A 22787-nucleotide genomic window follows, 5' to 3' on the forward strand; every position below is an offset into this window, starting at 1 on the left:
CGCCGCGCGCTCATGCTCGCCGCCTGGCCGCCGATTTCCGGATCGCGAGCTCCACCAGGGAGCCGCCGACGTCCGATGCATCTCAACGACCTCCTGACGCACGCCGTTCGCAGCGGCGCCTCCGACATCCACATCAAGGTGGGCAGCTTCCCGATGATGCGCGTCGACGGCACGCTGGTCGTCGCCAACGAGAGCCGCCGCCTGGAACGCGACGACACGGAGACGATGGCGGCCACGGTGCTCAACGTCGAGCAGCGAAAGTACTTCGTCGCACACCAGGAAATCGACGCGGCGTACAGCATCGCGGGGCTCGGGCGCTTCCGCTGCAACGTCTTCACGCAGCGCGGCACCATCTCGCTCGTCATTCGCGTGATCTCCACGAAGGTCCCGACCGTCGAGACACTCGAACTGCCCGAGGTGCTCGGGCGCATCGCCGAAGAGGAACGCGGCCTCGTGCTCGTCACGGGCACGACGGGCTCGGGCAAGAGCACGACGCTCGCGGCGATGATCGATCACATCAACAAGCAGCGGTACTCGCACATCGTGACCGTCGAGGACCCCATCGAGTACCTCCATCGCGATCAGCAGTCGATCGTCAACCAGCGCGAGATCAACGTCGACACCAAGTCGTTCGCGCACGCGCTGCGGTCGGCCCTGCGCCAGGACCCCGACGTCATCCTCGTGGGCGAGATGCGCGACCTCGAGACGGTGGAGACGGCGCTGCTCGCCGCCGAGACGGGCCACCTGGTCTTCTCGACCCTCCACACGCTCGACGCCCCGGAAAGCATCAACCGCATCGTCGCGGTCTTCCCGCCACACCAGCAGCGACAGGTCCGCCTGCAACTGGCCAGCGTGCTGCGCGCCGTGGTGTCGCAGCGGCTGCTGCCGCGCGCGACGGGCGCGGGACGTGTGGCCGCCGTGGAGGTGATGATCACCACGCCGTTCATCCGCGATTGCGTGGCCGACAAGGACAAGACGCACCTGATCCACGGGGCCATCGCCGCCGGCACGTCGCAGTACGGCATGCAGACCTTCGATCAGCACCTGTTCTTCATGTACGCGCGCGGCACGATCACGTACGACGACGCAATGCGCTACGCGTCGAACAAGGACGAGTTCAAGCTGAAGGTGCAGGGCGTTTCGACGACGGCCGACATGGCCCGCGACGAGATGCTGCAGGCGGCGATGGGCAGCACCCCGGCCGTTCCGGAAGTCACGCGGTTCGGCGGATAGGACGCGTCGGCTCGACGCAGATCCGCGCGCGACCTCCTGCCGCGCTCGCCCCGGAGAATGGCGCGCATTATAGTGGTGCCCTGATGGCACCGAACATCCTGTCCTCTCTCAGGAATCAGTTGTCGGGCGAGGCGCCCCCGCACCTGCACGAGGGGCACGGAACGTCGCGCGCCGTCGACACCACGACGTGGTTCTCGTTGGACAGGATCGAGCTCGATACGGCATCGCCCACGCTGCGTGCGAGCTCGAACGATCAACTCGATGCGATCGCCGCGATTCCGAACGCATCTCCGAGCGTGTCGCTGAAGATCGGCGGCGACATCGACAACGGGGGCGACGAGACGCTCAACAAGGCGCTGTCGGCTTCGCGCGCGGACAACACGAAGCAGGCGCTGGTGACGCGCGGCATCGCGACGTCACGTCTCGACGCCGACGGCTCCGGCAAGGAACACCCTGTCGCGAGTAACGACACCGAAGACGGACGTCAGCACAATCGGCGGCTCGACGTGCGCGTGACAGCCACGTAGCCTGCTCTTCGGTTGGCCATGCCGCGCGACGTCACACCTCCAGACCCGTACGCGTACGGTCTTGCCGCACTCGGACGCCGGGAACTGACCGAGCGGCAACTCCGCACGCGACTCGCGCGGCGGGGATGCGAGCCGGGCGCCGTCGACGCGGCGCTGACGCGGTTGCGGCGCGAAGGCCTGCTGGACGACGTGCGCGCGGCGCGCGCGTTCGCGAGGACGGAGGCCCGCATCAAGCATCGCGGGCCGATCCGCATCAGGCGGACGCTCGAGACGATGGGGCTCGATCGCGAGCAGGCCCGGCAGGCGACCGATGAGGGCTTCGAGGAGCGTCCGGTGTCGGAAGCCCTCGAGTACGCGCTCGCGCGCCGGTTGCGCGGTCCCGTCACCGATGGCAGACACGCCCGGCGTCTCGTCGGATATCTCGTCCGACAGGGGTTCGAACTCTCGGACGCCGTCGCGGCCGTCAGGCGCGCGTCGGGTGGCTCGAACCTCGAGCCGTAATGCAGGACTTACTCGACGAAGATGAACTTCCGGAACGCCGCAGGCACGTGGAAGCTCGGTGAGCCCGTCGGCGACCAGGCGTTCGTGAGTGCGCCGTCTGTCGGACGCGCGGGACCGTTGGGACGTTCGATGCGAAACGCATTGAAGCCCCACGCGTCGCCGGGCGCCGGAGGCAACGCGACGCTCTGAGGCAGCGGCAGCGACCGGAACCCCTGCCACGGGGCGAAGGCCGTCGCAATCCACCGAAGCGGCTGGCCCTTGGCACCCTTCTCGTGCCTGACCGACGTCTCGAGCCCCTCGTGGTTCCATGTGAGGTCGCTCGTCACCTTCGGGAACGGCGCCACCATGCGCACGTCGCACACCACATTGGTGGGGCTGATTTCGAGTTCCCAGTAGTCCTTCCCCGCCCAGGCAGGATCCAGGAAGATCTCGACGACTTCCTCATCCCACAGGTGGTCGTCGCGCCTGGTCATCGTGGCCCACGGGGCCGGGTCGTCGGCGTCCCAGCGGAGGTAGAGGCCTTCCGGTGCCCACAGCGCACGAAGCCGCGTCTCGTATGGCGACGCGCCCCACGCCAGCACCGCCGCGCCCTTCCACGCCCCATCGTCTGCCGCGAGCAGGGCGGCACGCGTGGTGCCCGGTGTCACCTTGCGCACGCTGTAGCTCGCATCGACAGGCTGCGGTGCCTGCGCCGGCCGTGCGGTCGCCGGGGCCGCTGATCGAACCTGCGCGAAAGCCGGAGCCGAAAGAACGAGGAGAGCGCCACACCCGAGCACGAACCGTCGAAGCATGCCGCCGAGTATAACGGCCTGTGGTCCCGGACACGCTGCATCATGGGACTCGCGCCTTGCACCTTCCGCCATTCGCCATTCGGCATTCGTCATTCGGCATTCCGTCGTTCACCGCGCGCCGATCCAGCGGGCCATCTCGCGGTACGACGCGGTCTTGCCCTGCATCAGGAGCCCGACGCGCAGGATGCGCCCGGCCGCCCAGACGATGGCAATCGTTGTCGCGACGGAACCGACGACGGCCAGCGCAAGCTGCCAGAGTGGCGGCCCGGGTGGCAGCGCGAGCCGCATCAGCATCAGGTACGGCGACCAGAACGGGACGAGCGAGAAGCCCGTGGCGATGGCGCCGTCCGGGTTCTGCACCACCTGAATCCACACGAGCAGCGGCAGTATCGTCAGGATGATCGCGGGCGTCATCATGCCCTGCGCATCCTTGATCTCGCTGCACGCGGCACCGATCGCGATGAACAGCGAGCCGTAGAGCACCACGGCGATGACGAGAAACAGCGCGAACCACGGGAGTATGCCCCACGGGATCACGCCCATGTAGTCGACCTGCGCCAGCGCGACCAGGCCGCTGCCGAGATACACCGCCGCCAGCGTGAGCGTCACGGCCACGCTGCCGAGCAGCTTGCCGAGCATCAACTGGAATGCGCTGACCGACCCGAGCAGCACTTCGCTGATGCGGCTGGTCTTCTCCTCGATCACGCTGTTGAGCAGTTGCGGCGCGGAACTCATGACGAGGCCGAACAGCACGAACATCGCGATGGAGGGCACCAGGATCGCCCGCCCGACGTCCACGGTCGCCGCTTCGGCGACCGTGCCGTCGGGACCGCGCACCACGAGTTCGCGGCGTGTGAGAGGCAGGGGTGCGAGCAGACCGGTGGCCTGCGTGCGGTCCACGCCCAGCCGTTCCAGGCGTACGGTGCCGACGATGCGGCTCACTTCGCGCCGCAGCCAGTCGGGCAACGTCTGATACGTCGGGGTCTGACTGAAGTACCTGACGGCTCCGGCCTCCGCATCGCCCTGCAGCGCGGCGACGGGAATCTCGACGAACGCAAACAGCTCACCCTTGCGTACACGGTCCGACAGCGCCAGCCGCGCGGCGTCCTCCGGTTCGTTCGACGGCGCGACCACTTCTGGCGCAAAGTGAGGTCCCGTACGCCGGCCGGCGGGAGACGTCGCCTCCGTGTTGTGCGAACGCGTCGCTTCTACCAGCAGCGGAGCCACCACGCCCGTGCGATCGAGGATGGCGAACCGGCGCTCCGACGTGTCGCGCCGCGCCGTGACGGTCTGGATGGCGAACGCGAGCACCATCAGCAGCGGCACCGACAGCAGGCCGATCAGGAAGGCCTTGCTGCGAACGGCCTGCTCGAGCTCCGCGATGGCGATGATGAGGACCTTGCGCATGGCGATCAGTTCTCCAGGCTCGACGAGTCCTCGTCCGCGGTGGGACGAGCGATGTCGACGAAGATGTCGTGCAGCGACGGCCGCGTGATCTCGAACCGCTGCACGTGCGTGCGCGCCACAAGCTGCGCCAGAAACTGCTGCGGGTCCATGGAGAGGCGTACCGACTGCACGTTGCCGTGATCGACGACGCCATCCACGCCCGGGATGGCGGTGAGGACCACGCGTCCTCCATCGGCCTGCACCAGGACCTCGTCGTGCCCGTACGTCGACTGGATATCGTCGAGCGATCCGTCGAGCACCTTGCGTCCGCGGAAGATCATGCCGATGCGATCGCACAGGCGCTCGGCGACGGCCATGTCGTGCGTGCTGAAGAGAATCGTCGTGCCGCGCGCCTTCAGCTCGAGGACCGCGTCGCGCATCACGTCGCGGTTGACGGGATCCAGGCCCGAGAAGGGCTCGTCGAGGATCACCAGCGCCGGGCGCGCCACGACTGTCGCGATGAACTGCACCTTCTGCGACATGCCCTTGGAGAGGGCCTGCACCTTCCTGTCGGCCACGTGCGACAACCCGAGACGTGCGAGCCAGTCGTCGGCCTCGCGCTGCACCTGATCCCGGCGACCGCCCTTGAGCTCGCCGTAGTACGTCAGCAGGCGGCGCACCGGCATCTGCTTGTAGAGTCCGCGCTCTTCGGGGAGGTAGCCGACCGTGTCACGCGCGGCCGAGGTGTCGCGACTGCCCAGCACCTCGACGGTCCCGCTGTCGGGCAGCAGGATGTTCATGATCATCCGCAGCGTCGTCGTCTTCCCCGACCCGTTGGGACCGATGAAGCCGTAGATCGCCCCCGGGGGCACCTCGAGCGACAGCGCGTCGACGGCAGTCGTCGAACCGAAGCGTTTGTAGACCGAGTCGAGCGCAATGGCAGGTCGCATGGCGAAAGCTCCGAATTGTATTCCCGGCCTTACAATGGTCTGCTTATGCGTTCTCGCGAGATCCGCCGTGGGTTCCTCGACTATTTCGCGTCGCGCGGGCACAAGCCCGTGGCCAGTTCGTCGCTGGTGCCTGGCGACGATCCGACGTTGCTCTTCACCAACGCCGGGATGAACCAGTTCAAGGACGTCTTCCTCGGCAAGGAGCGGCGCGACTACTCGCGCGCCACCACCGCGCAGAAGTGCATGCGCGTGAGCGGGAAACACAACGACCTCGACAACGTGGGGCCGTCGCCACGCCACCATACGTTCTTCGAGATGCTGGGCAACTTCTCGTTCGGCGACTACTTCAAGGCCGACGCCATCCCCTTCGCCTGGACACTGCTTACGGACGTGTGGCACCTGCCGAAGGAACGCCTGCACGCGACGATCTTCCAGGGCGACGCCACAGTGCCGCGAGACGACGAGGCGTACGCGCTCTGGCGGCAGTTCCTGCCCGCCGATCGCATCAGTGAGCTCGGCGCCGACGACAACTTCTGGCAGATGGGCGACACGGGCCCGTGCGGCAGGTGCTCCGAGATCTACTACGTGAAAGACGATGGTTCCATGATGGAGATCTGGAACAACGTCTTCATGGAGTTCGATCGTCAGCCGGGCGGCGCACTGGTGCCGCTGCCGGCTCCGTCCATCGACACGGGCATGGGCCTCGAACGCGTGACGGCGGTGCTCCAGGGCGTGGAGAGCAACTACGACACCGATCTGTTCCAGCCGCTGCTGCAGGACGTGGCGGCGATGTGCGGGCGCGCGTATGGCGCCGACGAAGCGTCCGGCACGTCGATGCGCGTCATCGCCGATCACATGCGCGCGTCGACGTTCCTCATCGCCGACGGCGTGATCCCGAGCAACGAGTGGCGCGGGTACGTGCTTCGCAAGATCATGCGTCGCGCGATGCGGCACGGCAAGAAGCTCGGCATCAACGATCCCTTCATGCACGTGCTCGCCGATCGCGTGGTAGCCGAAATGGACGACGCGTACCCGGAACTCCGGACCAACCGCGACAGCGTCGTGAAGGTGATCCGCTCCGAGGAGGAGCGCTTCGACGCCGTGTTGACGGGCGGCCTCGGACGTCTGGAGCAGGTGCTCGATCGCACAGTAGCCGCCGGCAGCCAGGTGGTGGCGGGAGACGAGGTCTTCCGGCTCTACGACTCGCTGGGCCTGCCGCTCGACTTCATCGAGGACCTCGCGAGCGAGCGGCAGTTGACCGTCGACCGCGCGGGCTACGACGCCGCCATGGAGGCGCAGCGTGAACGGGCGCGGGCGGGCAGCCACTTCGAACTGACGCGCGCGCAGGGCTTCACGACGCGCGAGGCATCCACCTCCGCGGCCCTCGACAGCCTCGGCGATCGATTCGACGGCTACGACGCGACGGATGTCGATGGGGCCCACATCGTGGCGCTCTTCGACGACACGCGCACCGAGGTGCCTGCGCTCGACGCCGGCGCGGCCGGTTTCGTCGTCCTCGATCGCACGCCGTTCTATGTGGAGAGCGGCGGACAGGTCTCCGATACGGGCACGCTCACCGCGCACGACGGCGCGGCCGACGTGCAGGGCATGTCGCGCCTGTCTGCCGGTGGTCCGCGCGTGCATCACGTTGTGGTGTCGCGCGGCACGCTGCGGACCGGATCCCTCGTACAGGCGCGCGTCGATGCTGCGCGGCGCACCGCGATCCGCCGGAACCACACCGCAACGCACCTGCTCCACGCCGCCCTGCGACAGACGCTGGGCACGCACGTGAAGCAGGCCGGCTCGCTCGTGGCGCCGGATCGACTCCGCTTCGACTTCGTACACACGGGCTCCATCTCCGCCGACGACCTCGCCGCCATCGAGCGCATCGTCAACGCAGAGGTGATGCGCAACACGGGTGTCGAGACGACGCTGCGAAAGACCGACGAGGCGATGGCGCTCGGTGCGATGGCCCTGTTCGGCGAGAAGTACGGCGACACCGTGCGCGTGGTGAACGTTCCCGGGTTCAGCCTGGAACTCTGTGGCGGCACACACTGTCGCGCGACGGGCGACATCGGTCCGTTCACCATCGTCAGTGAAGGCGGTGTGGCGGCCGGCGTGCGTCGCGTCGAAGCCGTGACGGGCGAAGGCGCCGTGGCGCTGCTCCAGGACGAGCGTCGGCAGTTGCAGGCCGTGTCGGCGGAGCTCCACGCGGCACCGGCGGACGCCGCCGACACGGCCGTGAAGCTCCAGGCCGAGGTCAAGCGACTCACCAAAGCCCTTCATGACGCCCGCGTGAAGGCGGCGCTGGGCACCGGCGGCGACGCGACGGGCGGTCAACAGACGCACGACGCGAGTGGCGTGAAGGTGGTGACGCGGCGGGTTGATGGCGTGGACCGCACGGCGCTGCGCGACCTGGCCGATCAGATCAAGGCGTCGCTCGGTTCCGGCGTCGTCGTGCTCGCGGCCGACGCCGAGGGCAAGGTGAGCTTCGTGGTGTCGGTGACCAAGGACCTGACGGGCCGCGTCAAGGCGGGCGACCTGGTGAAGCGCCTCGGCCCGATCGTAGGAGGTGGCGGTGGTGGGCGCCCCGATTTCGCTGAGGCCGGCGGCAAGCAGCCGGAGCGGATCGACGACCTCCTCGCGGCCGCCCCGGGCGCCGTGAGCGACATCCTGAGCCAGACGACGAACTGACAGGATTGTCGTTTCTGCGACGTCTCGCGCACGTCCGGATCGCGGTCCCTGCCAGATCGTCTGCGGACATGCGCGCATTTCCGGGCCTTTCGCGCCGGATCGAGTCTTGCCTCTCCATGCCGATGTGGTGGGCATGGTGTGTTCTCGCGCATGGGTGTCGTCGCTGGTCCTGGTCGCCGGGGTGAGTCTGGCGGCCTCCCCAGCATCGGCGCAGATCTTCGTGAGCCGCGACGCGGCCGGCACGATCGTCCTGTCCGATTCGCCGATGGCCGGCACGACGGCCACCTATGCGGTCCGCGGATCGTCCATCAGGACCACGCGCGTGGAATCGGCAGGCACCCAATCGCTGTACGACGAAGTGATCGAGGCCGCCTCCGCTGAACATGGCGTCAGGCCGGAACTCGTTCGCGCCGTGATCCAGGTGGAATCGGCTTTCAACCCGCGTGCGCGTTCCCATGTGGGTGCGATGGGGTTGATGCAGTTGATGCCCGGGACGGCCGCCGACCTCGGTGTGGACAACCCCTGGGATCCTGTCCAGAACATCCACGGGGGCGTGGCGTACCTCGGGTCGCTGATCCGGACCTTCGGTGGCGACGAGGTGCTGGCACTCGCGGCGTACAACGCGGGGCCCGGCGCGGTGAACCGCTACGGCCAGAAGGTGCCGCCCTACCGCGAGACGCAGGACTACGTCCGCAAGATCACCAACCGTACGACGGTGGGCTCGGCCCCTCGCGGCGGGAGTGGACGAGCCATTGTCTACAAGGTGCTGGAAGATGTGGACGGTCAGCTGCAGTGGCGCCTGACGGGCACGCGGCCCACGAGCGGTCGCTACGAGGTGGTGCGCTGACGGTCAGGTCGTGCGGCGAGCGTTGAGGGCGTCGCGAAATTCAAGGCGCAGGGCCATCACATCCGCCCGATCGAGCCGCAGCGCGTTGGCGATGCGGCTGATTTCCGTATCCTCGACCGTGGCGATGCCGTGCTGCGCGGACACGGTGAACAGTGCGCGCAAGAGCTGACGCTTCTCGTCGAGCGAGGCCAGCGCCTCGAACTCCCGCGCGACCTGATAATCCTCCGCCGCGCCATGGCTGGATGTGGCCGCTATGGCCAGGTGTACCAGCCGCGCGGCCTGCTCGGGGGTCACGTCCTCTTCCGCCGCCAGTCGCACCTCCATCACCGCACGTTCCTCATCGGTCACGTGGTGATCGGCGAACGCCACCCGTCCGAGCAGATACGCGAACCCGGCCAGCAGGCGCGCGCGCTCGGGCGGCAGCCCCTTCAGCGCCGCCGCAATCTCCGAGACGGTCTCCGTCTCATGCCTGGCATCGTCTCCTCCGCCAAGCCCCAGACTGCGGAACAGTGTGGACAGCATCAGCGCTTCGACGCGAACACGCCGCCGAGCACCCAGCTCACGACGCTGACGAGCAGGGCTCCGAGGACCGCGCTGCCGAAGCCCGCCACGTCGAATCCGGGCGTGACGGCCGCCGCCAGCCCGAACGCCAGGCCGTTGACGACGAGGTAGAACAGCCCCAGCGTCAGGATGGTGATCGGGAGCGTGAGGATGGTGAGCACCGGTCGTACCAGCGCATTGACCAATCCGAGCACCAACGCAGCCACGACCAGCGCCGACACCGATCGCACCGTGACACCCGGCACGAGATACGCCGTCACCCAGAGCGACGCCGCCACGATGGCCCAATGCAGGAGGAAGCCCATAGGGAACTACGCTATCACGGCCGGCAATCCACCTTCGCGCTGCGCGCTACGTGGACAGGCCGGCAACTCGGTAAGGGATGCCGCCAGGTCGGGCCTGGCCGATTGCGGGTGAAGAGTGAAAGGCGTGACCTTCACCATCGAACTCGAGCGGGAAGACGACGGACGCTGGCTCGCCGAGGTACCGGCTCTGCCCGGCGTGCTTTGCTATGGCACCAGCCGCGATGAGGCCGTCGCCCGGGTGCAGGCCCTCGCGCTCCGGGTGATCGCCGAGCGTCTCGAACTTCGCGAGACGCCGTCTGACTTCCTGAACGTCACCTTCAACGCCGCGTGAGCAACTGGCCCGCCAGGAACGCACGGCGCGTTCTCACCGCGTTGATACGAAACGGCTGGGTCGAGAAACGCCGCTCGGGTTCCCACCGCACACTCGCTCGTCCGGATTGGCCAGACATCGTGTTCGCGTTTCACGATGACGAGGAACTCGGCCTCAGGATGCTCGCCAGAATCAGCAAACAGACGCACTTGCGTCCCGAAGGCCTGTAGCCGCGGGGAACGGTCGGGCCCCGACCGCGCCCTGTCTGGCATTCCCGGCATCGCACCGTGTTTCCAACCGGTTGCCGGTTGCCCATTGCCGGTTGCCGGTTACGATTCCCCGTGCCCGATCTGCTGATCTCCGACCGGCCCCTTCGTCTCGACGTGTGGCTCGATGTCGCCTGTCTCTGCAAGACGCGGTCGGAGGCGCAGCGGGCGATCAAGGGCGGCAAGGTCGAGGTCAACGGCGAGCGGCCCAAGCAGAACCGCGACATCAAGCCGGGCGACACCGTCACGCTGACGCGGCCGCTCGGGCGCAAACAGGTGGTCCGCGTGACCGGCACCTGCGAGCAGCACCTGCCCAAGGCCGACGCCAGGACCTTGCTCTACGAGGACATCACCCCGCCACCCACGCCCGAAGAACGCGCGTTCCTCCAGTTGCTGAAGGACACGCGCCCGAGGGGTCCCGCCGTGGCCCCGGACAAACGCGAACGGCGAGAGCTACGCCGCCTCAAAGGGCGGGAGTAGGGGGACGGCCGGGCTCGGAGAGCCCTACCTTGTGCGGCGGTTGCCCTACCTGTGCGGCGGTAGGGAGGGTCGGCCCTCCGGGCCCCACCGCGCCCCGTCCCGCATTCCCGGCATCGCGGCATTCCGGCATTTTCCCGACCGGTTGCCCGTTGCCGATTGCCGGTTGCCGGTGTCTTTCCGCCGGTGCTATACTTCAGTGTTTCCACGGGTCGGGTGGCACGCGCGCCCGGCAGCCGTGGGCCCGTTCGGCGGGCCATGACACGCGCGTAGGCACAGTGGGAGTAGGTTCTTGGCAAATCACGAGTCGGCGCTGAAGGCGCACAAGCAGAGCGTCGCCAATCGCGATCGCAACCGGCAGGCGCGGACGCGTCTTCGCACGGCCCTGAAGACCATCCGCAAGGCCATCGTCGCCAACGACGCCGCTGGCGCCAAGGCCGGCCTCAGCGCCACCGTCTCGCTCATCGACAAGATGGCGAAGAAGGGCGTCATCCACGACAACGCCGCCTCGCGGTACAAGTCGCGGATCGCGAAGCGCCTCAACGGCCTCGCCGCGTAAGACCGGGCAGGGGTTCTCCCTGCCCGGCCGTCCCCCGTCTACCTGCCTCGCCGGCTTCCAGCCGACGGTCGGCGACCGGGGCCACACAGCTCCACCACCAGCCGTTCCAGCACCACCTGCGGGTCGCGTCCGAGCTTGCTCGCGCCGTCGGCCCTGAACAGGGCCCGCACCGCTGCACCCACGCGATCGGGTGCGGCCTGCGCCATCCGCGTGCGGATCCACCATCCGAGCTGTCCAAGCATCTGGAAGGGCGACGACCCGTTGTCGACCATGAGCTGCACGTGCCGCAGCGCCGCCGGCGCGTCGCCTGACGCAATCGCGTTGGTCACGGCCCAGTCGTCGAACTGCTGCGCCGCGCCAACCACCAGGCGCACGTCCTGTTCGGTGACGGCTGGCGCGTCGCCCACGAACAGCACCAGCGTCTCGATATCTTTCCGTAAGCGAACGATATCCGGTCCAGCACGTTCGACCAGCGCCGTGAGCCCCGCGGGATCGATGCGCTTGCCCGCCGCCTTGAACCGCTCGGCAGCAAACTGCATTGCGTCGCGCAGCGCCGCCTGGGCGCCGTTGAATCCCTCGGCAACGAATCCCTCGCACGTGACGGCCGTGGCACGCGCGTCGAGCGCCTTCCCCAGCTTCGTCGTGCGATTGATGTCGGTGCCCACGAGCACGAGCACGTTCGACGGTTCGGGATTGGCGAGATAGCCTTCGAGTCCGCCGGGATCGGGCGCCGGTGCCTCGTCGCCGCTTGCCTCGTCATCGGCGTCTGCGGCTTTCCTGCGCCCCTTGAAGAGCCGCTCGACGTGCGCGAACACCACCACGCGCCGGTCGCCGAGCATCGGCAGCGTGCGCACCGCGCTCACCACATCATCGGGACGCGCGTCGCCGGCGGTGAAGCGCTCCACGTTGAAGCCGCGCAGGTCTTCCTCGACGAGTCCCGTGAGTGCGGCGACGACCTCGTCCTTACCCACCTCGTCGTCGCCGATGACCAGATAGACGGGCGCGACGGTGCCGCGTGCGAGAGCGGCGGAGAGTTCACGCGACGTCACGCCAGCGCTCCAGTGGCGATCAAAACGCCTCGAGGATCGACGAGACGGTGCGGCGCGCGACGGTATCGGCGACGCGGTCTGCCGCGGAGCGGTTCTGGCCGAGGAACGCCGACGGATCGAGGGCACCCTGCCCGGTCGTGAGGTCGTACTCGTCGACGATCTCCAGCGACGGGTTCTCCCAGATCAACTTGTTGGCCTTGACGTCGCGGAACTCGATCTTCAGGTTCACGCGCAGGAGATACCGCGTGGCCTGCTGCTGCTCGTTGAAGCCGCTGGGTTCGAGGCTGAGTCCCGCCACGGTCCCATTGAGCACGGCATCGGCACCTTCGACCTGCGGCACCACCTGGTACCTGCCGCGACCGAGGAATTCGGTGCGCACGCGCTCGGTGAACTGCTGCTCGATGTCGTATACCGACGTGTTGTTGGCGAACATCGGGATGCCGATCACGCGGATGTACGACGGCAGGAAGTTGCCGCGTCCAGCCAACGAATACCCGCACCCCGTCGTCGCCGCACCGGCAACTCCGAGGACGGCCCAGAGCAACGAACGCCGGCGTCGATCGACGGTCATCGCACCACCACGCTCACCAGACGGCCCGTCGCGATGATGACCTTCACGATCGTCCTGCCCTCGGTATGCGCCTTGACACCGGGTTCCGCCAGTGCCGCCGCCTGCACCACATCGTCTGCCGCACCGGCGGGGACCGTGACACGCCCGCGCACCTTGCCGTTGACCTGCACCGGCATCTCGATCGCTTCCTCGCGCGCGACATCGGCGTCGCTCGCCGGCCACCCCGCCGCCACGATCCCGCCGTCGTGCCCGAGCATCTCCCAGAGTTCCTCGGACATGTGCGGCGCGAAGGGCGACAGGAGACGCACGAGGGCTTCGACGGCCTCGCGCGCGGCAGCCAGCGTACTCGCAGGCACGTCCGGCGCCGACGGCAGGGCGTCGGTATCGGCCGCCGCTCGACGTCCGGGCTTGAACAGCCCCGTGGCGTCGCCGAACGCGTAGAGCTCGTTGACCAACTCCATCAGTCCCGAGATGGCGGTGTTGAGGTGCACGCGCGGATACAGATCCTCCGAGAGCCGCGCGACCGTCTGATGCGCCTTGCGGCGTAGTGCGCGTTCGGGCGCCGAGAACCCGGCGATCTCGGACACGGCCGGCGCGGCAGCGAGGAACGGCGCCAGCGGCTCCACGAACCGCCACACGCGCGTGAGGAAGCGATAGCTCCCCTCGAGCCCCGTGTCGGTCCACTCGACTTCCTTCTCCGGCGGCGCCACGAACATCACGTAGAGACGCAGCGCGTCTGCCCCGTACTTCGCGATCATCTCGTCGGGATCGACGACGTTGCCCTTGGACTTGGACATGACCTGTCCGTCCTTGAGCACCATGCCCTGCGTGAGCAGACGCGTGAACGGCTCGTCGTGCGCCACCATGCCGAGATCGCGGAACACGCGCGCGAAGAAGCGCGAGTAGATCAGGTGCAGGATGGCGTGCTCCACGCCGCCGCTGTAGAAGTCGACGGGGGCCCAGTAGTTGCACTTCGCCGGATCGAACGGCAGCGTGTCGTTCTTCGCGTCGGTGAACCTGTAGAAGTACCAGGACGAGTCGAAGAACGTGTCCATCGTGTCGGTTTCACGCCGCGCCTCCGCGCCGCACGCCGGACACACCACGTTCACGAACTCGGGCAGTTGCGCGAGCGGCGACTCCCCCTTTCCCGTGAACTCGACGATCTTCGGCAGCACCACGGGCAGCTGATCGTCGGGCACCGGCACCACGCCGCACGCCGGGCAGTGGATGACGGGAATCGGCGTGCCCCAGTACCGCTGGCGCGACACGCCCCAGTCCTTGAGACGGTACTGGATGGTGCGCGTCCCGATCCCGCGCGCTTCCGCCGACGCGGCCATCTTCGCCCAGGCCTCGCGCGTCGGCAGGCCGCTGAATTCGTCGGACGCGACGCTCTCGCCGTCCTCCACGAACGCCTCGGTCATCGTTGCGCCGTCCGCCTCCGCCGAGGCTGCGGCGGACAGCTCGCCGACAGGCTTGACGACGACCCGCACCGGCAGGTCGTACTTCCGCGCGAACTCGAAATCGCGCACGTCGTGCGCGGGCACGGCCATGATCGCGCCGGTGCCGTAGCCGCCGAGCACGAAGTTGGCCACCCACACAGGCACCGTCTCGCCGGTGAAGGGATTGAGCACGCGCCGGCCCGTGTCAAAGCCTTCCTTCTCCACCTCGCCCGACATCCGGCCCAGGCGATCCTGCTGCCTGAAGCGCTCGGCCTGGCGGCGGAAGCCCGCGGGATCGTGCGACTCGGCGGCGAACACTTCCACGAGCTCGTGCTCGGGCGCGATGAGGACGAACGTCGCGCCGAAGATCGTGTCGATGCGCGTCGTGAAGACCTCGATGCCCGCGGCCGTGGCACGCCCCTCATCGTCGGCAATCGGGAACGTCGCCTGCACGCCCTCCGACTTCCCGATCCAGTTGCGCTGCATCGTCAGCACCTTCTCGGGCCAGTCGGGCAGGTTGTACGTGCCTTCGAGCAGCTCCTCGGCGTAGTGCGTGATGCGCAGGAACCACTGCTCCAGTTCGCGCGACGTGACCTGCGAGCCGCAGCGCCAGCACGCGCCGTCGATCACCTGCTCGTTGGCCAGGACGGTGAGACAGCTCGGACACCAGTTGACGGTCGACCGGCGACGGTACGCCAGATCGCGCTCCAGCATCCGGTTGAAGAGCCACTGGTTCCAGCGGTAGTAGTCCGGCAGGCAGGTCGCCAGCTCGCGTCCCCAGGCATAGCTGATGCCGAGGCGCTGCAACTGGCCCTTCATGTACGCGATGTTGTCGAGGGTCCACTGCTCCGGGTGCAGGCCGTTCTTGATCGCGGCGTTCTCGGCGGGCAACCCGAAGGCGTCCCACCCGAACGGATGGAGGACATTGGCCCCCTGCATGCGCTTCAGGCGCGCGACGACGTCGCCAATCATGTAGTTGCGGACGTGCCCCACATGGGCCCGGCCCGACGGATAGGCGAACATCTCCAGGCAGTAGAACGCCGGCTTCGACGCGTCTTCAGCGACCTCGAAGGCCCCTGTCGCGGTCCAGCGTTCCTGCCACTTCTGCTCGATGGATTGCGGGGAATAGTCGGCCACGGTTCAGAGGGTCAGTATAACTGTCGGCAACGGGCAACCGGCAACCGGCAACCGGGTGCACGCGGACGTTCGGCATTCGTCATTCGGCATTCGTCATTCCCGGCTATGCTGAGCCCATGCTCAGGACGTTTCGTGCAGTCAGCCTTGCGCTGCTGGTGGTCGGCGTGCCCGCGCTTGCGGCCGCGCAAGCGCCGTCGATTCCACGGCCCGAGTTCCCGAATCCGCAGTTCGAGCGAGCGGACTGGCTGAACCTGAACGGTCCCTGGCGATTCGCGTTCGACGATGGGGATGCGGGCGTGCGGGAGCGGTGGTACGCGGGCGAACGGACGTTCGATCGGCAGATCGTGGTGCCGTTCGCGTTCGAGAGTCCGAAGAGCGGCATCGGTGATCGCACGTTCCATCCCGTCGTCTGGTATGCCCGCGACGTGGAGGTGCCGGCGGCGTGGAAGGGGCGGCGCGTGCTTCTCAAGTTCGGCGCCGTGGACTACCGCGCCACGGTCTGGCTGAACGGCCAGAAGCTCGGCGACCACGAAGGCGGCAGCACACCCTTCAGTTTCGACATCACCGACGTCGCGCGCGACGGCGCCAACAGGATCGTCCTCCGTGCCGAAGACCCTCCGACCGATCGCTTCATCCCGCGCGGCAAGCAGTACTGGAAGGAGAGGTCCGAAGGCATCTTCTACACGCGCACGACGGGCATCTGGCAGACGGTGTGGCTGGAGGCCGTGGGCGACAGCTACCTCACGCACGTCCGCACGCATCCTGCGATGGATGGCGCCGTCCGCTTCGACGCGCGGATAGCGCGCGCCGGCGACGGCCAGATCCTGCGAGCCACCGTGCGGCGCGGCGATGTGGAAGTCGTGCGCGGCGAGGCCACCACCGAAGGCGGACGGGCATCGCTCGGCCTCACCGTCCACGATCCGGTGCGGTGGAACATCGGGCAGGGCAACCTGTACGACGTCACGCTCGAACTGGTGCGCGGCACCACGGTGCTCGATCGCGTGCAGACCTACTACGGCTATCGGGAGATCGTTGTCGACGGACAGGCGCTGCAGTTCAACGGCCGCCGCGCCTATCTCAAGATGGTGCTCGACCAGGGCTACTGGCCCGAGTCGCTGCTGACGCCGCCGTCCGACGAGGCCATCCAGTACGACATCAAGACGATGCAGGCGATGGGCTTCAACGGTGCGCGCAAGCACCAGAAGGTGGAGGATCCGCGGTTCCTGTACTGGGCGGACAGGCTCGGATTCCTCGTGTCCGGCGAGATGGCCAACGCCTACCTGTATGACGACCAGTACGTCGGCCGGTTCACGCGCGAGTGGCTCGAGGTACTGGAACGCGACATCAACCATCCGTCGATCGTGATGTGGATTCCGATCAACGAGAGCTGGGGCACGCCGAATCTGCGCGACGCGCGCCAGCAGGCGCACCTCAAGGCCAACTACATGCTCACGAAGTCGATCGACCAGACGCGCCTGGTCATCGAGAACGACGGATGGGAACACGTGGACACGACCGACGTGTTCGGCATCCACGACTACGCGCGCACGGGCGAGATGCTCGCGCAGAAGTACGCAGTGCTGGAGAAGCCCGACGCGCGCATCCCCGACAACAGCCGCGCCGCGCTGGTCCCGGGTTATGCGTACAACGGGTCGCCGATCTTCCTGTCTGAGTTCGGCGGCATCGCCTATCACGTCCCTGGCTCGCCCGCACCGGAGGGCGCGTGGGGCTATTCGGGCGTCGAGAAGACGCCGGAGTCAGCACTCGCCCGGTTGCGCGGCCTCTACGAGGGCATCGCGAAGGTGCCGCGCATCATCGGCATCTGTTACACGCAGTTGACCGACGTCGAGCAGGAGATCAACGGGCTCCTCACCTACGATCGCAAGCCGAAGTTCGACGTCGCCGCGATCAAGGCGCTCAATGACATGCTCAGGTGAGCCCGGCCCGCGCTCCAGCGACTCCCAGCGCCAGTAGAAGCACGGTGACCATCGTGCAGGCCCATGCCAGGGAATCGCCAATGCGGACGTACGGCGTGGTGCCGTCGAGCCAGCGGACCTCGCCCGCCCACGTACCCGTTTCGAACAGCGGCGACTGCACGACGATGCGGCCGTAGGGATCGATGATGGCGCTGATGCCGGTGTTGGCCGAGCGCACGAGGTAGCGGCCCGTCTCGACGGCGCGGACGCGCGCCTGCTGGAAGTGCTGATGGGGCGCCGCAGACCAGCCGTACCACGCGTCGTTGGTGATCGTCGTGAGCAACTGGCTGCCCTCGCGTACGGCGCGTCGCGAGAGCCACGGGAACACGGCTTCGTAACACACGGCCACCGACAGCCGATGCTCGCCAATCGGCAGCAGCGTCACCTCGCGCCCGGCGCTGAAATCCGAGAATCCCTCGACGAGCGGCTCGGCGAAGAACAGCAGCGGCCGCACGGGGATGTATTCGCCGAACGGCACGAGCTGCATCTTGCGATACGAGCCGGCGATACGACCGGCGGCGTCCATCACCATCGCGGAGTTGTAGAACTCCTTCGGACCGATGACCTCGTCGGTGCCGAAGACGACGGGAATGCGGACGTCCGCGAGACCGTCGCGCATCGCGGCGGTGAGCGCGGCATCGCGACCGAAGACGAAGGGTGTCGACGACTCGGGCCAGATCGCCAGATCGACGCCCTGCAGCGCGGCCTGACGCGTCAGCAGTAGATATCGCTGCAGAATCGTGTCGCGATGCGCGGGATCCCACTTCTCGTCCTGCGGGATGTTGCCCTGTATGGCCGCCACACGCACGGCAGGCCCCTGAATCAGCGCCTCGCCCCGCACGCGCCACTGCCCCCATGCGGCCAGCAGCAGCGGCAACGTGACGAGCACCGCGGCACCAACGATGCGCGTGCGCGCCCGTCGCCGGTCCGGTACGAGCAACAGCGCCAGGGCTGCCGATGGGCACGCCACGAGACCCGAGAGTCCGTAAATCCCGACGAGGCTCGTCACCTGGAGCGGCGCGATCGCGTCGGCCTGGCTGTATCCGAGCAGCACCCACGGGAATCCCGTGAAGAGCGTGCCGCGCAGCCATTCGGTGCCCACCCAGAGCACCGGTGCCAGCGCGAGCGCGGGCAGGCCGCCACGCACCAGCGCTGTGGTCAGCGCGACACTGAACAGGGCCGGATAGATGGCAAGGTACGCGATGAGGAGCGCCGCGAGCGCCCAGGCGAGCACGGCGTTCAGCCCGCCGAAGATCGCCAGCACATCGGAGGTCCACGACACGGTGCCGGCGAACGCGACAAGGCCGGCGGTGAGTCCGAGCAGGAACGGCCGCATCCCGCGCGGCGCGGGGCGGGTGGCCGAGCGTGCGACGGCCAGGCACAGCGGCGCCAGCGCAACCCATCCGAGGGGCGCCAGCGCCGGCTTGGGCATGCTGAGGGCGTACAGCACGCCCGACAGGATCGCTAGCGCGTAATCCAGGGCTTGAACTTCTCTTCCTTCTGCAGGCGACGCATGACCGCGTCGGCTTCCTGCCGCTGCAGGTCCATCCCGACGCGCACCTTGTAGATCACCTGCCCCCCGGCGGGCGGCGCCACGACATAGGCCTTGTAGCCGCGCGACTGCAGCCGCTGCGCGATGGCGTCGGCCTCGGGCCTGTTCTTCAGCGCCGTCACCTGCACCGTGAACCCGCCATCCTCCGCGGGGGCAGGTGGTGCCGCTGGTGTGGCAGTTGGAGCGGCAGCCGGTGTGGCGGGAGGCGGTGCTGGCGTCGGAGGCGCAGCCTTCGCGAGTTCCGTCGGAGCCGGCGTCGGCTCCACGGACGGTGGCGGAGTCGGTGCGGGCGTGGTCGTGCTCGCGAGGTCACTCGCCGCACCTGCCGCCACGGGCGCCGGTGCGGCGTCGCGGGCAGGCAGGGTCTCGGGATAGCTGAGACCCGCGACGGGCGTCGGCTCGCCTGTCGACGGTGCCGCGGCGGTGTCGTCGTCGACGCCGATGCTTGTCGCGTCGGCGATCCCGGTGCCGGAGAGACCGCGCGCCGTATGGACGCCGCGCCCGACCAGGATCCCGCAGAGAAAGATCACGGCCGACACGACTGTCGTCGCCATGAACAGGAACACCAGCTGCTTGCCGCTCAGCTGAATCTCGTGAAAGCCGTCGTCGTGAAGTTCGTGGGCCATGCGCGCACCCAGGACGCGAACCGACGGGCTGGGAGGCCAGGGTCCTGCGTCTGCTGGAGACGAATCCAGGGACGACCGGATCGCGAGTGCAACGTGCCCCGGCACTCTACGGTCCAGACAAGCCGCGAGTGTAACACCCTCGTGTCTACGGTGTCTTCGGTGGCGTGGCCCTGATGCGGGTCACAAGGGCTCGCGCCTCGGTCGACTCCGGTGCGAGGACCGCAGCCCGCTCGGCATGCGGCAGCGCGGCGGCCGCGTCACCCGCCGAGAGGTACGCGTCGGCCAGCAGCAGCCGTGCCTCGACGCTCTCGGCGCTCCACAAGGAGATGGTCAGCGACTCGATCGCGTCGCGCAGGCGTCCGGCGCGCACCAGCACACGCCCCAGCGCCAGGTGGGTCTGTGCGTCGTACGGCGAGAGGTACAGCGCCTTGCGGTACTCGACGATCGCTTCGCGATCCTCCTGCCGCTCCGCCAATCGTTCGGCACGGTCGAAATGGAACCGCGCGAGCTGCTGATATTCCTGCTGCGTCCCCGTCACGAGCGCCGAATCGACGCGAATCGGCGAGGTTTCCGCGTCGCTCAGTCGTTCGAGGCCGCGCGGCACGCCGCCGATGGCATCGGGACGTGGCCGGTGCTGCCACTCGTCGAAGCGCGACGAGAGCTGTCGCGCCAGTTCCCGTTCTCGTACCGCCTCGGTGCCGTTGCCCGACGCCTGCAGCGCCGCCGCCAGAATGAAGTGCGCCTCGCCGTCTGCCGGCCTGCGGCGGACCACTTCACGCAGCCAGTAGATGGCGGCGGGCACGTCCTTGTCGAGCCAGTAGGCGTACCCCAGATTGAAGAAATAGTCCGGCGACTCGGGGGCCGCTTCAGACGCCCTGGTGAAATACCACGCCGGCTTGCCGGTCTGTGGGGTGACTGTCGTACGGCGCGCCTGCACGACGCCGATGTTGTTGTAGACCGCGGCCGACGGCGATTCGTCGAGGAGGGCCTTGAACGTCGCGAAAGCGTCGTCCCACCGCGCGAGACGAATGAGGGACACGCCCGCCGCGAAGCGCGCGCGGCGCTTGAAACGCGAGGAGGCGGGCACGGCGTCGGCCGCGGCCAGCGCACACGCGTGTTGCTCCTCGTCGGTGCAGACCTCCCAGATGACCAGATGCGCGCGACCGTACTGCGGCGCGGCGGCGACGGCCTGCCGCAGGAATCGCAGCTGCGTGGCGGGCGTCTCGGCGACGAGGCCCTTGGTGAAGGCCTCGAAGACCTCGAGCGACGGAGGTGAGTCGCTGGTCGAGGGCGTCTCGACGACAGGCACACCCGCAATCGCCGCAGCCACGCGGTCGCTGAGCGCGAACACGTCCCGGAGCGGCCCCCGCTCGCGCACCTCGGGCCGCACGAGTCCGGCATCGACGTCGATGACACGCACGGTCACCGAGAGGTTGTCGCCGTCGACGGCCACGGTGCCCGTCACCAGTTCCCGCACGCCGATCACTTCAGCAGCGCGCAGGAGCGTGGCGCGCGACAGCTGACGGTCGTCGGGGAGTTCGAGCGCATCGAAGGCCGCCAGGCGATCGGTCCGCGACATGGCAGGACGTCCGACGGCCGTGAGCGCGTCGCCGACCAGGAGCGCCACACCCTGGCCTAGCCACAACGCGCGCGGATCGTCGCCCGCGGGTTGCAGCGGCATCACGAGCACGCGCGGCGCGGCCGCGGGTGTCTGCGCGGCGACGGCCGTCGCGCAGCCGATGAGCGCGAGCGCCGCGCACGCCACGCGTGCCGCATGGGACGACCGTGCGCGACTCATGCGCCATCCTCCTGAACGTCGATGCGCAGGAGGCACGTGTCGCCATCGACGGCCCGGCACGCCACGATCTGCCCCTCGCCCCGCATCCCCTCTCGCACGAGCAGTGCGTTGACGAACGCCAGATAGTAGCGACACTGCGGATGCTGCGCGTGGTCGCGCGCGTTGCAGAAAATCGATCCGCGGATCTCGATCTCGATCTGCCGGCGCCTGACGCGCGTACGAACCTTGGTACCGCGGTACGACGTCTCGAAATGGCGGCGAGCCAGCGTGGCGAGCTGCCGCAGCCTCATGCGCACGGGCAGCATGCGGCCTGCCGACCGCACGTGCCAGGGTTGCGCCAGCATCCACCACTCCGAGGCGTACGCCGCCGCCTTCCCCATCACGGCATCGTACGTGTCCTCGTCTTCGCGGCGAAGGAAGCTGAGCACGGCGGCGACGGGCGCGAGGTTGACCGCATCCTCCCGCCAGCCGCGGGGACGGAGATAGCTCTCGTAGAACTCCAGCCGCATCGGCAGCAGGTCCGCGATGGCCTGGTGGAGGGCCGCCGCGAGCAGCCTGTCGATTCTCGCCTCACTCATTTTCTGGTAACGTTTCGGCGGTGAGTGGGCGTCCTGCCGGTCCTGATGCGCGCTGGACCGGCGTCGTGCTCGCGGGTGGCCGGAGCCGGAGGTTCGGGGGCGTCGACAAGACGCGATTGCCGATTGGCGGCCGCACGCTGCTGCACAGGGCCGTCGACACGCTGGCGGCGGTGACCGATGACGTGCTGGTGGTCGGCGGCACGCCGCGTCCGGGCATCCGGACGGTGCCCGATCGGTACCCCGACGAGGGTCCGCTGGGCGGCGTCCTGACGGCGCTCGGCGCCATCGACTCGTCGCACGCGCTGATCCTCGCGGCCGACCTGCTCGTCATCCCCGGCTCCCTGCTTCGCGACGTGCTGCGAGCAGGCGCGGACGCTGCCGCGGCGGTGGTGCAGTACGCCGATGGACGGCTCGCACCGTGCCTGTCCGTACGGCGGGATAGCGCCGACGCGCTGCGCGCCATGTGGATTGATGGCGACAGGCGTCTGCGCGCCGTCGAGAACCTCGTGCCTTGTGTGAAGGTCGTGGCCGAGGCTGCGACCGCCCGGGGCGCGCTCTGGAATGTGAACGATCCGCTTACCTATGCGCGGGCGCTCGAGTTGACGCTGCACGACTGCCCGGCATGCTAACCCACTGATCTGATCGAGTCAAACC

General features: G+C 68.2%; 23 protein-coding genes. 11 read left to right on the plus strand and 12 right to left on the minus strand.

The window, feature by feature from the left end; genetic code table 11:
- The first annotated feature begins 75 nt into the window (after positions 1 to 75).
- The 3 genes from IT182_17465 to IT182_17475 all read left to right on the plus strand — a co-directional run bounded on the left by IT182_17465 (position 76) and on the right by IT182_17475 (position 2261).
- Positions 76 to 1233 carry a type IV pilus twitching motility protein PilT gene (locus IT182_17465; GenBank protein MCC6165137.1) on the plus strand — a complete coding sequence of 386 codons (1158 nt, stop codon included), beginning with the start codon at positions 76 to 78 and terminating at the stop codon, positions 1231 to 1233.
- Between the two features lie 83 nt (positions 1234 to 1316).
- The gene (locus tag IT182_17470) at positions 1317 to 1760 is read left to right on the plus strand and encodes an OmpA family protein (GenBank protein ID MCC6165138.1); all 444 of its coding nucleotides are present in this window, start codon (positions 1317 to 1319) and stop codon (positions 1758 to 1760) included.
- An 18-nt stretch (positions 1761 to 1778) separates the two neighbouring features.
- A complete protein-coding gene (locus IT182_17475) occupies positions 1779 to 2261 on the plus strand; it encodes a regulatory protein RecX (protein ID MCC6165139.1) in 483 nt (160 codons plus the stop codon).
- A gap of 8 nt (positions 2262 to 2269) precedes the next feature.
- On the opposite strand, the gene IT182_17480 is transcribed toward IT182_17475, so the two are convergent.
- The 3 genes from IT182_17480 to IT182_17490 form a co-directional block, all read right to left on the minus strand.
- A complete protein-coding gene (locus tag IT182_17480; GenBank protein ID MCC6165140.1) occupies positions 2270 to 3052 on the minus strand; it encodes a carbohydrate-binding family 9-like protein in 783 nt (260 codons plus the stop codon).
- Between the two features lie 108 nt (positions 3053 to 3160).
- Entirely contained in the window at positions 3161 to 4459 is a 1299-nt protein-coding gene (locus IT182_17485; GenBank protein MCC6165141.1) for an ABC transporter permease, read from the minus strand.
- Between the two features lie 5 nt (positions 4460 to 4464).
- A complete protein-coding gene (locus IT182_17490) occupies positions 4465 to 5388 on the minus strand; it encodes an ATP-binding cassette domain-containing protein (GenBank protein MCC6165142.1) in 924 nt (307 codons plus the stop codon).
- 45 nt (positions 5389 to 5433) lie between these two features.
- Between IT182_17490 and alaS the strand changes: the two genes are divergently transcribed.
- Together alaS and IT182_17500 are read left to right on the plus strand one after the other, a co-directional pair.
- The gene (alaS, locus tag IT182_17495; GenBank protein ID MCC6165143.1) at positions 5434 to 8082 is read left to right on the plus strand and encodes an alanine--tRNA ligase; all 2649 of its coding nucleotides are present in this window, start codon (positions 5434 to 5436) and stop codon (positions 8080 to 8082) included.
- Between the two features lie 133 nt (positions 8083 to 8215).
- Positions 8216 to 8929, plus strand: coding sequence for a lytic transglycosylase domain-containing protein (locus IT182_17500; protein ID MCC6165144.1), 714 nt, complete (start codon positions 8216 to 8218; stop codon positions 8927 to 8929).
- A gap of 3 nt (positions 8930 to 8932) precedes the next feature.
- On the opposite strand, the gene IT182_17505 is transcribed toward IT182_17500, so the two are convergent.
- Both IT182_17505 and IT182_17510 read right to left on the minus strand, forming a co-directional pair.
- Positions 8933 to 9451 carry a TerB family tellurite resistance protein gene (locus IT182_17505; protein ID MCC6165145.1) on the minus strand — a complete coding sequence of 173 codons (519 nt, stop codon included), beginning with the start codon at positions 9449 to 9451 and terminating at the stop codon, positions 8933 to 8935.
- Positions 9451 to 9795 (minus strand): phage holin family protein, encoded by a 345-nt coding sequence (locus IT182_17510; protein ID MCC6165146.1) that lies wholly within the window; start codon positions 9793 to 9795, stop codon positions 9451 to 9453. Before IT182_17510 ends, IT182_17505 begins: the two co-directional genes overlap by 1 nt.
- 124 nt (positions 9796 to 9919) lie before the next feature.
- On the opposite strand from IT182_17510, the gene IT182_17515 reads away from it, so the two are divergent.
- The 4 genes from IT182_17515 to rpsT all read left to right on the plus strand — a co-directional run bounded on the left by IT182_17515 (position 9920) and on the right by rpsT (position 11407).
- Entirely contained in the window at positions 9920 to 10126 is a 207-nt protein-coding gene (locus IT182_17515) for a type II toxin-antitoxin system HicB family antitoxin (protein MCC6165147.1), read from the plus strand.
- Positions 10123 to 10335 (plus strand): type II toxin-antitoxin system HicA family toxin, encoded by a 213-nt coding sequence (locus IT182_17520; protein ID MCC6165148.1) that lies wholly within the window; start codon positions 10123 to 10125, stop codon positions 10333 to 10335. The genes IT182_17515 and IT182_17520 overlap by 4 nt, the downstream gene beginning before the upstream one ends.
- A 111-nt stretch (positions 10336 to 10446) precedes the next feature.
- The gene (locus tag IT182_17525; GenBank protein MCC6165149.1) at positions 10447 to 10851 is read left to right on the plus strand and encodes an RNA-binding S4 domain-containing protein; all 405 of its coding nucleotides are present in this window, start codon (positions 10447 to 10449) and stop codon (positions 10849 to 10851) included.
- A 289-nt stretch (positions 10852 to 11140) separates the two neighbouring features.
- Complete coding sequence (gene rpsT / locus IT182_17530; GenBank protein ID MCC6165150.1) at positions 11141 to 11407, plus strand: 30S ribosomal protein S20; 267 nt, start codon at positions 11141 to 11143, stop codon at positions 11405 to 11407.
- A gap of 38 nt (positions 11408 to 11445) precedes the next feature.
- On the opposite strand, the gene holA is transcribed toward rpsT, so the two are convergent.
- The 3 genes from holA to IT182_17545 are packed head-to-tail and all read right to left on the minus strand — an operon-like array spanning position 11446 to position 15603.
- On the minus strand, positions 11446 to 12456 hold the full coding sequence (holA, locus tag IT182_17535) for a DNA polymerase III subunit delta (protein MCC6165151.1): 1011 nt from the start codon (positions 12454 to 12456) through the stop codon (positions 11446 to 11448).
- A 19-nt stretch (positions 12457 to 12475) separates the two neighbouring features.
- The gene (locus IT182_17540) at positions 12476 to 13027 is read right to left on the minus strand and encodes an LptE family protein (protein ID MCC6165152.1); all 552 of its coding nucleotides are present in this window, start codon (positions 13025 to 13027) and stop codon (positions 12476 to 12478) included.
- On the minus strand, positions 13024 to 15603 hold the full coding sequence (locus IT182_17545) for a leucine--tRNA ligase (protein MCC6165153.1): 2580 nt from the start codon (positions 15601 to 15603) through the stop codon (positions 13024 to 13026). The genes IT182_17540 and IT182_17545 overlap by 4 nt, the downstream gene beginning before the upstream one ends.
- A gap of 116 nt (positions 15604 to 15719) precedes the next feature.
- Between IT182_17545 and IT182_17550 the strand changes: the two genes are divergently transcribed.
- Complete coding sequence (locus IT182_17550; protein ID MCC6165154.1) at positions 15720 to 17540, plus strand: glycoside hydrolase family 2; 1821 nt, start codon at positions 15720 to 15722, stop codon at positions 17538 to 17540.
- Here IT182_17550 and lnt read toward each other — a convergent pair.
- The 4 genes from lnt to IT182_17570 all read right to left on the minus strand — a co-directional run bounded on the left by lnt (position 17533) and on the right by IT182_17570 (position 22133).
- A complete protein-coding gene (gene lnt / locus IT182_17555; protein ID MCC6165155.1) occupies positions 17533 to 19029 on the minus strand; it encodes an apolipoprotein N-acyltransferase in 1497 nt (498 codons plus the stop codon). The two genes, IT182_17550 and lnt, sit on opposite strands and share 8 nt — an antisense overlap.
- A 14-nt stretch (positions 19030 to 19043) precedes the next feature.
- Positions 19044 to 19757: an SPOR domain-containing protein gene (locus tag IT182_17560; GenBank protein ID MCC6165156.1), complete on the minus strand. Its 714-nt coding sequence runs from the start codon at positions 19755 to 19757 to the stop codon at positions 19044 to 19046.
- A gap of 145 nt (positions 19758 to 19902) precedes the next feature.
- Positions 19903 to 21555 (minus strand): tetratricopeptide repeat protein, encoded by a 1653-nt coding sequence (locus IT182_17565; GenBank protein ID MCC6165157.1) that lies wholly within the window; start codon positions 21553 to 21555, stop codon positions 19903 to 19905.
- Positions 21552 to 22133 (minus strand): hypothetical protein, encoded by a 582-nt coding sequence (locus IT182_17570; protein MCC6165158.1) that lies wholly within the window; start codon positions 22131 to 22133, stop codon positions 21552 to 21554. Before IT182_17570 ends, IT182_17565 begins: the two co-directional genes overlap by 4 nt.
- A gap of 20 nt (positions 22134 to 22153) precedes the next feature.
- Here IT182_17570 and IT182_17575 point away from each other — a divergent pair, with 20 nt between their 5' ends.
- Positions 22154 to 22762: a molybdenum cofactor guanylyltransferase gene (locus IT182_17575; protein MCC6165159.1), complete on the plus strand. Its 609-nt coding sequence runs from the start codon at positions 22154 to 22156 to the stop codon at positions 22760 to 22762.
- Positions 22763 to 22787 lie beyond the last annotated feature (25 nt).

Source organism: Acidobacteriota bacterium (assembly GCA_020845575.1).
GTDB lineage: Bacteria > Acidobacteriota > Vicinamibacteria > Vicinamibacterales > Vicinamibacteraceae > Luteitalea.